This window comes from Dietzia sp. 179-F 9C3 NHS (assembly GCF_045369825.1).
Classification (GTDB): domain Bacteria; phylum Actinomycetota; class Actinomycetes; order Mycobacteriales; family Mycobacteriaceae; genus Dietzia.
Genome location: NZ_JBIQES010000001.1, coordinates 166,761 through 180,685 on the forward strand (window position 1 = coordinate 166,761; position 13,925 = coordinate 180,685).

Consider the following 13,925-nt stretch of genomic DNA (forward strand, 5'->3'; position numbering starts at 1 on the left):
ACCGTCCGGAGCGCCGCGAACCCCGATGGACCCGATGCCAGAGCACACTCCCGCCACCGCGCAGAAGCCCGCCACCGCAGCACGGCCGGCGCGGCAGCCCCGCCGCACGAGCGCCGTCACCTCCTTTCTCCGGAACGCGTGGCGGACCCTCACCGCGATGCGTACGGCGCTCATCCTGCTGTTCCTGCTGGCGATCGCGGCGGTCCCGGGGGCGCTCCTGCCGCAGCGCAGCCTCAACGAGGGCCGGACCCTCGAGTACATCGAGGACCACGGCACACTCGGCGAGATCTACGACCGGCTGCAGCTGTTCGACGTGTTCTCCAGCTGGTGGTTCACCGCCATCTACGTGCTGCTGTTCATCTCGCTCGTCGGATGCCTCACGCCGCGCACGATCGAATTGGTCAAGCAGCTGCGCACGCCGCCGCCGCTCGCGCCCCGCAACCTGTCGCGCCTGCCGCACCACGCCGCGTACCGCACCACCGCCACCCCCGAGGCGGCGGCGGACGAGGTGCAGCGCAGGCTCAAGGGCTGGAAGGTCCGGCGCAGCGACGGCGACGGCCGGGTCGCCGGCGCCGTGGAGCTCTCCTCCGAGCGCGGCTACCTGCGCGAGGTCGGTAACATCGTCTTCCACTTCGGGCTGCTCGCACTGCTCGTCATGTTCGCCGCCGGCAAGTTCGTGTACGCCGAGGGCATGCGGGTGATCATCGCCAACGACGAATCGCCGGCCTTCTGCAACACCACGCCGAGCGCCTACGACGCGTTCCGGGCCGGGCTCCTCGTGGACGGGACGGACCTGAGCCCGTTCTGCATCAAGGTCGAGGACTTCACTGCCGACTACCTACCCAACGGCCAGGCCGAGATGTTCACCTCGACCGTGCGCTACAGCGAGGAGGTCACCACCACCGACCCGGGCACATGGGAGCCCTACCGCCTGCAGGTCAACCACCCGCTGCGGATCAACGGCACCCGTGTCTACCTGCAGGGCCACGGCTACGCGCCGCGGTTCACGGTGACCTTCCCCAACGGGGAGACGCGCACGGACACGCAGCAGTGGCAGCCCAACGAGCTCCAGACGTTCCTGTCCTCCGGCATCATGCGCTTCGACCCGCCGGCCGGCATGTACCCCGACCTCGCGGAGCGCCGCGAGCAGCAGATCGCCGTCCAGGGCCTGTTCGCGCCCACCGCCCACTTCGACGGCACCATCCTCAGCTCCAGCTACCCGGCGATGCAGGACCCGGCGGTCGCGATCGACGTCTACCAGGGTGACGCCGGGCTCGACACCGGCCGCCCGCAGTCGATCTTCTCCCTCGACCCGGACCTCATCGAGTCCGGGGCGCTGGAGAAGCGGGCGCGCGTCAACCTCAAGCCGGGCGAGTCCACCACGCTGCCGGACGGCACCGAGGTTCGCTTCGACGGCGCCGACGAGTTCGTCAACCTCCAGATCTCCGACGACCCCACGCAGCTCTGGGTGGGTGTGGCGTCGGTGGCCATGATGGCGGGGCTGGTGCTCTCGCTCATGATCCCGCGGCGTCGGATCTGGGCCCGGGTGACAAGTGACGACGACGGGGTCACCCGCGTCGACCTGGGCGGGCTCGCCCGGACGGACCGGTCCGGCTGGGGCCGGGAGTTCGACGAGCTCCGTGACGCCCTGGTGGCGTCGGCCGTCACCGCTCAGGACGGGGGTTCCGACGCCCGCATGTTGCCCGGAGACGCGGCGAAGGACGACAATTCAGCCAAGGGCGATCCGGCACGCCGTGCCGGCGTCGATGCACCTCGGAAGGACGACACCCGGTGATCAACCAGATCGTGGCGCAGGGGATGGGCCTGCCCGTCGACGAGACCCTCGCGGACTTCAGCGACATGGCCTACAAGACCGGGTTCGGTCTGTACGTGCTGGCACTGATCGCCGCGGTGATCTACTACGCCGGGTACCAGGTGGCCAAGACCTCGCAGCGTGAGCTGGTCGCGGCCGGCGGCTCCGGCCTGACGGAGTCGACGTCGATCACCGACACCGGCGACGAGGACACCTCCTCGGCCCGCGGTACCCGCTGGGCCCGACTGACCCTGTTGTTCGTGGGCCTCGGCCTGGTGTTCCACGCGGCGTCGCTGGTGCTCCGCGCGCTGGCGATCGGTCGCTTCCCGTGGGGCAACATGTACGAGTTCATCTCGGTGACGTGCGCCCTCGCGGTGGCGGCGGCGCTGGCGTTACTCCGCAAGCCGGCCCTGCAGGTGGCGTGGCCGTACGTGCTGGTCCCGGTCCTGGCCCTGCTGTTCTTCGGCGGCACCAAGCTGTACGCGGAGGCCGCGCCGGTCGTGCCGGCTCTACAGTCGTTCTGGTTCCCGATCCACGTGTCGATCATCTCGCTGGGGTCGGGTATCTTCCTGGTCTCCGGCGTGGCCTCGGTGCTCTACCTGCTGCGGGTGTGGCAGCCCCAGGGCACCGAGCGCGGCAGGGCCGCCGCCATCGTCCGGCCGCTCCCGCACGCGGACACCCTGGACCGGCTCTCGTACCGGTCGGCCGTCATCGCGTTCCCGATCTTCAGCATGGGCATCATCCTCGGCGCCGTCTGGGCCGAGTCCGCGTGGGGCCGCTTCTGGGGGTGGGACCCCAAGGAGACCGTCTCCTTTATCTCCTGGGTCCTCTACGCGGTGTTCCTCCACGCCCGCGCGACCAGCGGCTGGGGCCCTAAGAAGGCGGCGTGGTTCAACATCGCCGGCTTCCTGGTGCTCATCTTCAACCTGTTCTTCATCAACATCGTCATCTCCGGCCTGCACTCCTACGCCGGCGTGTAGGAGCCCCGCCGGCGGCAGCTGCTGCCGCCTCCGCGGTGGCATCTGCTCCGGCTGCTGCCGCAGCGCGGGAGGCCCGCCCCTGTTCGCGCTCATCTGCTCCGGCGCGAGCCGGTGCGGCTGTACGCCAAGGGGTGCGGCCATCGCCCTCACGCGTGGGTGCGGGCCCGATCCTCGTCGGTGCGCTGCTCGTGACCGGCGCCGTGCTCACCATCGGTGCCCTGCTCGTGACCAGGCGCTGCCTCCTCGGCGGGCGGCGTCGCCTGCGCGTCGTCGCGAGCGGCCCTGGTGCGGCGCCAGGCGCGGGTGCCCAGGACGAGCGTGAGCACCCCGATGGCGATCTGCAGGAGGGTGATCACCGTCCGGTCGATCTCCATGGACTGCGACATGCGCAGGAGGTTGAGAACGACGAGCAGGCCGCCGACGAACGTCCCCAGGACGACGGCGTTGACGCGGGAGACCAGCCAGGCGGCGAACGGGGCCGCGATCACGCCGCCGGCCAGGAGGCCGAGGACGATGACGCCCATCTCCCGCAGTTGGTCGCCCATGCCGAAGAGGAAGCCGATCGAGGCGGCGAGCGAGACGAGGAACTCCGATGCGGACACCGAGCCGATGACGCGACGCGGGGTGGTCTTGCCGGCGGTCATCAAGGTGGTGACGGTCAGCGGCCCCCAGCCGCCGCCACCGGTGGCGGAGAGAAAGCCGCCGAAGGTCCCGACGGGTGCGAGGAATCCGGCCGAGTGCTGCCGCTCCTCGTTCACGTTGAGCACCGGTGGGGTGCCCAGGCCCAGCCCGAATCGCAGGAGCAGGTAGAAGCCGAGGACGACCAGGATCGTGGTCATGAGCGGCTGCGCGGCCTCCGTCGAGATGTTGGACAGCAGGGTGGCGCCGACGAACGCCCCCAGCATGCCCGGGAGGCCGAGCTTGGCGACGGTCTTGACGTCGACGTTGCCGAACTTCCAATGGCTGGCCCCGGAAGCGAGGGTCGTGCCGACCTGCGCCAGGTTGACCGCGAAGCTCGCCTGCGCCGCCGTGGCGCCGGCGAGCAACGCCATCGTCGTCGCCGTGATCCCGTAGGCCATGCCCAGGGACCCGTCGACGAGCTGGGCGCCGAAGCCGACCAGGAGGAAAACGATCAACGTGCGCATGGGGTGGGTCTCCGTCCTCGCGTAGACAGGTCTGTCTGTCTACCGTACGAGGTTGGACCACCGACGTGACAACCGCCCTGGTGGGGCGCCCGCGATCGCTTACCGAGGCGCGGAGCGCCGCGAGCAGGTCGCCGACCTCGTCGTCGTCATCCTCGTCGTCGTCCCGAGTGGAGGGCAGGTCGTGGACGTCGCCACCCTCGGCTTTGGCCGCGACCAGCTCGGCGAGTTGCTCCTGGTGGGTGTCGGAGCAGGCGTCAGGGGCGACGTCACCGGTCATCGTGTCCACCAGCGAGGACGCCATCGTGCGCTCCTGCGGCCGGACCTTGGCGTCCTTGTCGAGTGAGGGGAGCTGGGCGCCGCCGACGGACCGCGAGGTCGGCCGCCTGACGGCTTCCGTGTGGGCGTTCGAGCTGAAGTGGGACGGCTACCGGGCACTGGTCGGCGTGGTGGGCGGCGAGGTGCGGATCATCAGCCGGGGCGTGCACGATCTCACCGACCGCGTCCCGGGTCTGGAGGCGCTACCCGGGGGGCTGGGTGTGGACGCGGTCCTGGACGCCGAGCTCGTGGCGCTGGGCGAGGACGGGCGCGCGCCACGGCTGCGGCGGCTGGACCCGGTGGTCGTTCCGGATCCTCTCGAGGCGGACTCGGGCGCGGAGGCGCTTGGCCTGGCGTGAGAGCAGGGTGCCGAGGAAGTGGTGGCCAAGAAGCGCGACTCGAGCTACCGGCCCGGCCGGTCCGGCTCGCGTGGGCCGGGACGTCACCCGCGATGCCCGCTGGGTGCTGCCGCGGATCGTGGTGGAGGTGCGGCACCACGGACTCACCGACCACGGCCACCTGAGGCACCCGAGCCTGCGCGGGATCCGGCGGGACACGCTTCCTGGTGACCTCACACCCGGGTCGTGACTCCGCTCGGGGCACAGGGGGGGTGAAACACAAAGGTGTCTCGTGTAACACTTCGGCCCCGGCGCGCAATGAATGGGGTGCGCCCCCGCTCCTGCGGGGTGGGGGTCGCCAGTGCCGCCGCCGGGGGTGGACCCCCATCCGGCCCGGCCTCGTAGTGCGGCGCCGACGGTGATGGGCATGTCCAGCACCACCGTCAGGGCCCCGGTCGAGGCGCGAGCCCTGGCCGGGGCCCGGCCGTCGACGCCGCCGGCACACCCTGTGTCATGTCACGATTCGGCGACACCGTGTCGCTGACACTTGTCGAACTGGTGTGGCGATCCTATATTGGAGCGCAGTCGGTCGGAACATGACTTCCCCCTCATGTTGTTGCCGGCTCCGCCGAGGGGCGGTGCGCGGAAGGAGAGACCGCGCAGCCGCACCCCGCGATACGGATCGCCGGCGGCCGCACCCCCCCAGCGGCCGCCGGCGTCCTCGTCCCTGCGGGGCCCGGGCCAGGGTGGTATCGGTATCCGACGGCGAGGAACGCGACAATCTCGAGGTGCCCTTGCCGGCCGTCGGGATGCGTCCGCGAGCCCGTCCATCACCGGGCGCGCGGCCTCGATCAGGCGGTGGGAGCGGGCGGGCCGCGGGTCGGGCGACCCCGGGCGGGCGCTGTGCGGGGTCAGGCCGCTCAGCTCGGACCGGCGCCACGCCAGGTCCAGCGGGTTCGCATCGAGCGCGGGGGATGGGTGGGCGGTCCGGGGCACGGTCACCTCCGATAGGTCAAGCAGTGTGATCCACACCATACGGACGTGGCGGCGATCGCGCCGGTGAGCTGTGCCGCACAGGAAGCTCCCAGCGAATCCGCCGGGGACTCGCGGGAACAGCCGCCATACTGAGAGCCGTGAACACCGCCCCGATGCCCCGCCCTACTGCCGGTCCAGATGCCGCCGGAGCCGCCGCCCCGGAGGCCCGGGTGCTGGTGGTCGACGACGAGGAGAACATCGTCGAGCTGCTCTCGGTCTCCCTGAAGTTCCAGGGATTCGAGGTGGCGACGGCCCGCACGGGTGCGGAAGCGATCGACAGGGCCCGCACCTTCCGTCCGGATGCGGTGATCCTCGACGTGATGATGCCGGTCATGGACGGGTTCGACGCGGTGAAGCGACTGCGGGCGGACGGCTGCGACGCCCCGGTGCTGTTCCTGACGGCCCGGGACGCGGTCGAGGACCGGGTCGCGGGTCTGACGCTGGGTGCCGACGACTACGTGACCAAGCCGTTCAGCCTCGAGGAGGTGGTGGCCAGGCTGCGCACGATTCTGCGGCGTGCCGGCACCCTGTCCGCGGCTGAGCGTAGTGCGCGTCTGACCTTCGCTGATCTGGAGCTGGACGAGGACACCCACGAGGTCTACAAGGCCGGCCAGCTGGTGGCGCTCTCGCCTACCGAGTTCGCTCTGCTGCGCTACCTCATGCTCAACGCGGGGACCGTGCTGTCCAAGGCGCGGATCCTCGACCACGTGTGGGACTACGATTTCGGCGGTGACGGCGGGGTGGTTGAGTCCTACGTCTCCTACCTGCGCAAGAAGATCGACTCCGGAGAGCCGCGACTGATCCACACGATCCGGGGCGTGGGGTACGTCCTGCGCCAACCGCGCTGATGCCGGCCGATCAGCTCGCGGCGCGGACGCTCGGCGTGCGCCGCTTGCCTCTGCGGGTGAGCCTGGTCCTGCTCGCGGTGGCGCTCACCGCGCTGGCGTTGGTGGGGTCGGGAGTGGCGGTGACCCGGGCACTCGACGCATCGATGCTCGACCGCACCGACGCCGCGCTGCAGGAGGCCGAGCGCGGCTGGGCCCGGCCCTCGGGAAAGCTGCCCGCGAACCCGCCGCCGCCGGCGCGGGCGCCCGGCCTGCAAAGCCCGCCGAGCCGCTTCTACGTGCAGGTCCGCGATGCCGACGGCGCGGAGGTGGTGGAGATCAACGACGAGGACTCCGCCCCCGTGGTCGACGGTCTCGAAGTCGGCGAGCCGGCCACCGTGCCGTCCGAGGAGGACGGCTCGGCGCCGTGGCGGGCTCTTCGGTTCGACGGGCCCGAGGGCGAGACGGTGACGGTGGCGACCCCGCTGACGGAGAACCACGCGGTGGTGCAGCGGCTCGTGCGCTTGCAGGTGGGTATCGGGGCGGCGATCCTGGTGGCGCTCGCGCTGGCCGCCTATCTCACGGTCCGCAGGAGTCTGCGGCCGCTGCGTCAGGTGGAACACACGGCGGCGGCGATCGCGGGCGGCGACCTCTCCCGCCGGGTACCCGAGGGCGATCCGCGCACCGAGGTCGGCACGCTCGCGGTGGCGGTCAACGAAATGCTGGCGCGCATCCAGACCTCGATGGCCGACGCCGCCCGAGCCGAGGACGCGGCACGCGACTCCGCGGCCGCCGCGCGGCAGTCGGAGGCGGCCATGCGGCGCTTCGTCGCCGACGCCGGCCACGACCTGAGGACTCCGCTCACCACGATCCGCGGGTTCGCCGAGCTGCACCGGCAGGGCGCGGCCGACGACACCGACCGTCTCATGCGGCGGATCGAGTCCGAGGCCCGCCGGATGGGCGTGCTGGTCGAGGACCTGCTCACCCTCGCTCGGATGGATGAGCAGCGCCCGATCGCTCGGGACCGGGTGGACCTGCTGTCGCTGGCGGCGGACGCCGTCCATGACGCCCGCGTGCTGTCCCCCGACAGGACGATCGGACTGGAGGTCATCGACGGCCCCGGCACGCCGGAGGTCCTGGGCGACGAGGTGCGGCTGCGTCAGGTGCTGGGAAACCTCGTGGACAACGCTCTGCGCCATACCCCGGCGGGCGTCCCGGTGACCGTGCGGGTGGGCACCGAGGCGGGCGACGCGCTGCTCGAGGTGGCCGACTCGGGGCCGGGGATGGCTGCGGAGGAGGCGGCGCGGGCGTTCGAGCGGTTCTACCGAGCGGACGCCTCACGGACCAGCGCGACCGGCGGCAGCGGGCTCGGGCTGGCGATCGTGCAAGCTCTCGTCGAGGCGCACCACGGGACGGTGGGGGTCGACACCAGCCCGGGGCGGGGTGCGACATTCCGGGTGCGGCTGCCGCGCGCCCGGGACTGACGCGGCGGCGACCACCGACACAAGCTGCCAGGAAACTGCCAGCTTCACCGGAGAGTCCCCGACAGTTCACCCGCTGTACTGACTTCACAGTCAGACAGAGTCCGTCTGCGCCGGCGGGATCCACCGCCGGCGCGGGGGACGGGAGAGGAGTCGCCGCCCATGGCCCATGCCTTCAACCGGTACGAGATCAAGTACCTCATCGATGAGAAGGACGTGCCAGCCCTCCGCGAGGAGCTGGCCGCCCGAATGGACACCGACCCGTACTCGCCGCACGGCGGGTACCCGGTCACCTCGCTCTACTACGACACCGCCGACCTGCGGTTCTACTGGGAGAAGATCGAGGGCCTGCGGTTCCGGCGCAAGCTGCGGATGCGACTCTACGGCGAGCCCGCGGCGTGTACCGATGACTCGACCGTGCACGTGGAGATCAAGCAGCGCGTCAACCGCGTCACCCAGAAGCGGCGGGCCAGCCTGCCCTACGGTGAGGCCCGGAGGTGGCTGGACGAGCTGCACCGGCCGGATCTGCCGGACGAGCACCGCGGGTTCGTGGCCGAGGTGACCGGTCTCGTCGCCGCTCTGGACCTGCGGCCGGTGGCGACCACCGGGTACCTGCGGGAGGCCTTCGTCGGCCGCGGGGCGGACGCCGGGTTGCGGGTCACCATCGACCATCGTGTCCACGGCCGCGACCGAGACCTTCATTTCGCGTCCGGGGCCGAGAACCGGTTCATCATTCCGCCCAAGCTGGCGATCGTCGAGCTCAAGGCCGACGAGCGGGTCCCGTACTGGGCCACCGACCTGGCCGCCCGGCTGGACCTCGCCGTGGTGCGCATCTCCAAGTACTGCCGCTCCGTGGAAACCGTGGGGCTGGCTCCGCGGTCCGTCCTGGGCGGCTCCCACCTCATCGAACAGGAAGCATCATGAACTTCGACCTCCAAGACCTCAGCGGGACCTTCACCGCCTTTGACGTGGCCGTGGCCCTGGCCCTGTCCTTCGTGTTGTCCTCGCTCATCGGCTGGGTCTACCGCTATACCCACCGCAACGTCTCCTACAGCCAGTCGTATGTTCAGACACTGGTGATCGTGGGCATGGTGATCGCCCTGATCATGCTGGTGGTGGGCTCCAATATCGCCCGCGCGTTCGCCCTCGTGGGAGCGTTGTCGGTGGTGCGGTTCCGCAACGCCATCAAGGAGACCCGTGACGTCGGGTTCATCTTCCTGGTGATGGCCGTCGGCATGGCCGCAGGCACCCGCTTCTACCTGCTCGCCGCCGCCGCGGCCGTGGCGATCTGCGTGGTGATCGTTCTCATGTCCCGCTTCAACTGGTTCAGGCTCGACGTCCAGCGTCAGGTGGTCAAGGTGCAGGTCCCGCCCGGGCCGGAGTACCACGCGCTCGTCGAGGACGCCCTGGTCGCCCACTGCTCCGAGTTCGAGCTGGTCTCCACAGACTCCGCCCGCGGCGGGGCGCTCGTGGAGATGAGCTTCACCGCGCAGCTCACAGGAAGGGCAGCAGTTCGGCCGACCTCATCGCCGCGCTCAACCAGGTCAACTCCGGACAGCGGGTCACCGTCCTGACCGGGTACGACCAGACCGACCTGTGATGGCCGCCGACCCCGCCGACTCCGGCGTCCCCGCCGGCGCGCCCCGTCGTCGGCTGCGGCACCGCGTGCCCCTGTCCGTCCGGCAACACTGGAAGCTGCTGGTGGGTGCCGTGGCTGCGATCCTCGTCGTCGTCGTGATCTTCGGTGACACCCGAGTGCGGCCGTACATCACCGGGGACACCAGCGTGATCGCCTCGGCGGTCACGCAGAACATCACGGGCACGGTGGACCTGTTCGACGACACGGTGGCGCACGAACTGCACCTGGAGATCGACGACGCCGAGTACGCGCGGATGATCGATGCGTTCGAGCGCAACGGCGACAAGGACTGGGTGACCGCGGACCTGACGATCGACGGCGAGTTCGTCAACGACGTGGCCGTGCGGCTCAAGGGCAACTCGACGCTGCAGGGGCTGCGCGGCGAGGGCGCCGGGCCCGGCGGCGGCGAGGGTCGCGGCCCGGGCGGTGGGGACGGCGCGCCTCAGGACGGTGAGCGGCCCGTGCCTCCGGAGGGAGTCGAGCAGCAGGAGGGAGTCGAACCGCAGCAGGGGGTCGAGCAGCCGGCGGGATTCGCGCGACACGGGATGGGCTCGGGCATCTCGGCCGACGATCCGGCGTCGCTGCCCCTGCTCATCAGCTTCGACAAGAACTACGAGGGCCGCGCCTACCAGGGGATGACCGAACTGTCGGTGCGCCCGGGTACGCCGGTGCTCAACGAGGCGGTGGCGCTGGAACTCACCGAGGCCACCGGGCAGGCTACGCAGAGGTACGCGTACGGCGAGTACTCGGTCAACGACGGCGACACCACCACGCGCCCCGTGCTGGAGCACCCCGACGACGGGTACACGTCCTCGGCGTTCGACGGCCCCGGCTACCTGTACAAGGCGGACGCGAACTCGCGGTTCGAGTACGTGGGAGAGGACCAGTCGGACTACTCCGACCAGTTCACTCAGGTCAACGCCGAGGGCGACGGCACCATGCAGCCGATCATCGACCTCCTGCGGTGGGTGGATTCGGCGAGCGACGAGGAGTTCGCCGCCGAACTCGACCAGTGGATCGACGTGGAGTCGTTCGCCGAGTACGTGGCCACACAGAATCTGCTGTCGAACTCCGACGACATGTCCGGCCCCGGCCAGAACTATTACCTCTGGTACGACCTCACCGCCGAGAAGTTCACCGTCGTGTCCTGGGATCTCAACCTGGCGATGAGCGGGGATGCGACCGCCGGCCCGCACGACACCGTGTCCATGGGCGGGCGCGGTGGTACGGGTGGCCTCTCCGGCGCCGAGCCTCCTGCCGGGATGGAGCTGCCGGATGGCGTGGAACCGCCGGACGGAATGGAGCCTCCCGCCGGGATGGAGCCCCCGGCCGGCATGCCGATGGGTGGGCCGCCCGGTGGCGGCGGGAACGCAGGCGGCCAGGCCGGTGAGAACCAGTCAGGCGAGAACCCGGACGGGGAGCGCGGCGGCCGCGGTGGCCCGTCGATGGATCACCCGCTCAAGACGCGGTTCCTCGAGTCCGACGCGTTCACCGAACTCTACGAGCAGACCTACTGGCGGTTGTACGACCAGATCTACGGCAGCGGCCTGGCGGCACAGACGCTCGATCGGGTCCGGCAGCAGTTCCCGCTGAGCGACGAGGTCGACAGCGCCACGCTCGAGGCAGACGCGGCGACGCTCCGCACCTGGATCGACCAGCGGACGGCGGCGCTGGCGGAGAAGCAGACCGTGTAGATGTCGCACGCGGGGCGGGCGCTCGCTACGCGCCCGCCCCGGAGCCGCTCGGCCGCTACAGATCGCCGGGTAGCTTGTCGCGGCGGATGTCGCGCCAGGAGGGTTGGCGCATGTGGCCGTCGTCGGTGAAGCCCTGGTGGCGGACCTCCACGACGATTTTGGGCAGGACCCAGTTGGCGTCGCGGCGGGCGTCGGCGGGCAATTGCTCGACAAAGGGGCTGGTCTTGCGCGCCAGTGGTTCGAGTTCGTCCAGGAGCGCGCGGGCCTGCTTGTCGGTGAACCCGGTGCCGACGCGGCCGATGTAGGCGAGCCCCGTCTCGTCGGGCAGGCCTAGCAGGAGGGAGCCCAGCGAGCCGGAGCGGCCGCCCTTGCCGGGCCGCCAGCCGCCGACGACCGCCTCGGTGGTGGTGAGTAGCTTCTGTTTGAGCCACGCCTTTGACCGCCGGCCCGACTCGTACGTCGAGTCGCGGCGCTTGGCGACGATGCCCTCCCAGCCGTATTCCTCGGCTTCGGCCAGGGCGCGGTCGCCGGGGCCGTCGAGCACCTCGGGCACATGCACGCGGTCGATCGAGCGCAAGGCCGGCGCGAGCAGGTCCAGCACCTCCCGGCGACGCTCCCACGGCTGCGACTGCAGGTCCACGCCGTCGACCTCCAGCACGTCAAAGATGAACAGCTCTACCGGCGGGAGAGATGAGTCCTTGCCCTCAGCGGCGGCCTGCCTGGCCAGCGAGGCGAAGTCGGGGACGCCCGCGGGGTCCAGCGCCACCAACTCGGCGTCGACCACCGCGGGCTTGTCGAGCGCATCGGCCAGCCCGGGGAACCCGTCGGTCAGCCAGTCCATGGATTTACCGTTGCGGCTGACCAGACGCGCCTGCCCGCCAGAGCCGCTGGTCGCCACGGTCACGCGGTAGCCGTCCCACTTTCCCTCGAACGCCCACGTGTCGTCGGGGAGTCCGGTGACCTCCGCGGCCGTGGGGATCGTCGGCAGTGGGGGAGCGTCGGGGCGCGGAGCGCTGGCGGAGTCGCGGGATTCCCGCGCCCGCGTGTCGCCCTCGGGGTACCGCGACTTCGGGTTGTCGCGACCGCCGTAGAAGGAGTCCGGGGACTGGTCCTTCATGTACTGCACGATCCACTGGTTCTTCTCGGCACTGGTGCGCACCAGGACGTACCGGCCGGAGATCTTCTCACCGTCGAACCACACGATGATCTCGTCCTCGCGCCACTTCTCGCACTCGTAGGTGCCGCGGTCCCAGACGGTCACGTGCCCGGCGCCGTACTCGCCCTTGGGAATCGTGCCCTCGAACGTCTCGTAGCCGAGCGGGTGGTCCTCGGTGTTCACCGCGAGGCGCCGGTCCTTGGGCTCTGTGGGCAGGTTCTTGGGCACGGCCCACGACACCAGCACCCCGTGATGTTCGAGCCGCAGGTCGTAGTGCAGGCGGCGGGCGTGGTGTTCCTGGATCACGAAGATGGGCCCGTCGCCCCCTGAGCGATCGGTCTCGACCTCACCTTCGAACGGCTCGGGCGTCTTGCGGCGGTCCCGCTTGCGGCGGTACTCCTCGAGGCTGGTGACCACGGCGTCGGCGCTGGCGGGCTCGGGGTCCTCGGCATCCGACGACGACGAGCTCTTCTTGCCGCCGCCCGATTTCTTGGCCCGGGATGCCGAACCGGCAGAGGTGGGCTTTTTCTTGGCCTTCTTGGCCGAGTCGCCGCTCTTGGCCGTGCCTTCGAGCCCGTCGAGGAGGTCGCCGTCGGAGTCCAGTCGCTTCAGCACCTCGTCCCAGTGCAGGTGCGCCAGGCCGCCGTCGCCGAGCTCCTCCCACGATCGGGGAGCGGCGACCCACGGTTCGGCCCGTCCGCGCAGGGAGTAGGGCGCAACGGTGGTCTTGGCGCCACTGTTCTGGCTCCAGTCGACGAACACCTTGCCGTCGCGGATGGAGCGCTTCATGGTGGCCGTGACCAGGTCGGGGGTCTGCTTGGCCAGCGACTGCGCGACCTGCTTGGCCACCTTGGAGGCGCTGGCGGCGGTGACCGCCTTGTCCAGACGGGCGTAGAGATGGATGCCCTTGGAGCCGGAGGTCACGGGGAAGGAGTCGAGCCCCGCCTCGGAAAGGAGATCCCGGACGCGCAGGGCCACCTTCGCGGTCGTATCCAGATCCACGTCCTCGCCCGGATCGAGGTCGATCACGATCCGGCGGGTCCGGCCCGGCTCGCCGTTCTCCAGGGTCCACTGCGGCACGTGCAGCTCGAGCGCGGCCTGCTGCGCGAACCAGGCGAGCGTGGCGGGGGAGTCGAGCACCGGGTAGCGGACGGTGCGCGAGGAGTGCTCGATCGCTACGCTCGGCACCCAGTCAGGGGCGTGGGAGGGCAGGTTCTTCTCGAAGAACGAGTCCTCGCCGGTGCCTTCGGGCCAGCGCTTGCGCGTCACCGGCCGCCGACCCGCGTACGTCAGGAGCAGCGGCGCGACGGCCGTGTAGTACTCCAGCACGTCGGCCTTGGTGGTGCCGGTGACCTCGTAGAGCACCTTGTCGGGGTGGGTGAACCGGATGGTGCGCCCGTCGACCTCGACCGACTCCTTCTTCCCCCTGGTCGCCATGGGTCCACTCTGGCACCTGGGTCGGACATCGGCGACCGGCTCGGTTCTACGGGCCCGCGTCCGGCTGC

At 70.6% G+C, this 13,925-nt stretch carries 10 protein-coding genes and 2 pseudogenes; 10 read left to right on the forward strand and 2 right to left on the reverse strand.

Annotated elements, in window-relative coordinates:
- Positions 1-34 precede the first annotated feature (34 nt).
- Positions 35-1,795, forward strand: a complete 1,761-nt coding sequence (locus tag ACH0BZ_RS00805; RefSeq protein WP_406895957.1) for a cytochrome c biogenesis protein ResB — start codon at positions 35-37, stop codon at positions 1,793-1,795.
- A gap of 23 nt (positions 1,796-1,818) precedes the next feature.
- A complete protein-coding gene (gene ccsB / locus ACH0BZ_RS00810; RefSeq protein WP_406896325.1) occupies positions 1,819-2,793 on the forward strand; it encodes a c-type cytochrome biogenesis protein CcsB in 975 nt (324 codons plus the stop codon).
- A gap of 146 nt (positions 2,794-2,939) precedes the next feature.
- On the opposite strand, the gene ACH0BZ_RS00815 is transcribed toward ccsB, so the two are convergent.
- Positions 2,940-3,938 (reverse strand): sulfite exporter TauE/SafE family protein, encoded by a 999-nt coding sequence (locus ACH0BZ_RS00815; RefSeq protein WP_406895958.1) that lies wholly within the window; start codon positions 3,936-3,938, stop codon positions 2,940-2,942.
- A 52-nt stretch (positions 3,939-3,990) separates the two neighbouring features.
- Between ACH0BZ_RS00815 and ACH0BZ_RS00820 the strand changes: the two genes are divergently transcribed.
- From ACH0BZ_RS00820 to ACH0BZ_RS00855, 8 genes and pseudogenes are all read left to right on the forward strand, one after another.
- Positions 3,991-4,281 carry a hypothetical protein gene (locus ACH0BZ_RS00820; RefSeq protein ID WP_406895959.1) on the forward strand — a complete coding sequence of 97 codons (291 nt, stop codon included), beginning with the start codon at positions 3,991-3,993 and terminating at the stop codon, positions 4,279-4,281.
- Positions 4,271-4,612: a hypothetical protein gene (locus ACH0BZ_RS00825; protein ID WP_406895960.1), complete on the forward strand. Its 342-nt coding sequence runs from the start codon at positions 4,271-4,273 to the stop codon at positions 4,610-4,612. The genes ACH0BZ_RS00820 and ACH0BZ_RS00825 overlap by 11 nt, the downstream gene beginning before the upstream one ends.
- A gap of 82 nt (positions 4,613-4,694) precedes the next feature.
- A pseudogene (locus ACH0BZ_RS00830) lies at positions 4,695-4,841 on the forward strand (hypothetical protein); the annotation flags it as partial.
- 898 nt (positions 4,842-5,739) lie between these two features.
- On the forward strand, positions 5,740-6,474 hold the full coding sequence (locus tag ACH0BZ_RS00835) for a response regulator transcription factor (RefSeq protein ID WP_406896326.1): 735 nt from the start codon (positions 5,740-5,742) through the stop codon (positions 6,472-6,474).
- Positions 6,474-7,934 (forward strand): ATP-binding protein, encoded by a 1,461-nt coding sequence (locus tag ACH0BZ_RS00840; RefSeq protein ID WP_406895961.1) that lies wholly within the window; start codon positions 6,474-6,476, stop codon positions 7,932-7,934. The genes ACH0BZ_RS00835 and ACH0BZ_RS00840 overlap by 1 nt, the downstream gene beginning before the upstream one ends.
- A gap of 159 nt (positions 7,935-8,093) precedes the next feature.
- Complete coding sequence (locus ACH0BZ_RS00845; protein WP_406895962.1) at positions 8,094-8,855, forward strand: polyphosphate polymerase domain-containing protein; 762 nt, start codon at positions 8,094-8,096, stop codon at positions 8,853-8,855.
- Positions 8,852-9,531, forward strand: a pseudogene (locus ACH0BZ_RS00850) (DUF4956 domain-containing protein). Before ACH0BZ_RS00845 ends, ACH0BZ_RS00850 begins: the two are co-directional and overlap by 4 nt.
- On the forward strand, positions 9,531-11,264 hold the full coding sequence (locus ACH0BZ_RS00855) for a CotH kinase family protein (protein ID WP_406895963.1): 1,734 nt from the start codon (positions 9,531-9,533) through the stop codon (positions 11,262-11,264). The pseudogene ACH0BZ_RS00850 and the gene ACH0BZ_RS00855 overlap by 1 nt, the downstream one beginning before the upstream one ends.
- Positions 11,265-11,319: 55 nt before the next feature.
- Here ACH0BZ_RS00855 and ACH0BZ_RS00860 read toward each other — a convergent pair whose 3' ends face one another.
- Positions 11,320-13,857, reverse strand: a complete 2,538-nt coding sequence (locus ACH0BZ_RS00860; protein WP_406895964.1) for an ATP-dependent DNA ligase — start codon at positions 13,855-13,857, stop codon at positions 11,320-11,322.
- Positions 13,858-13,925: the final 68 nt, after the last annotated feature.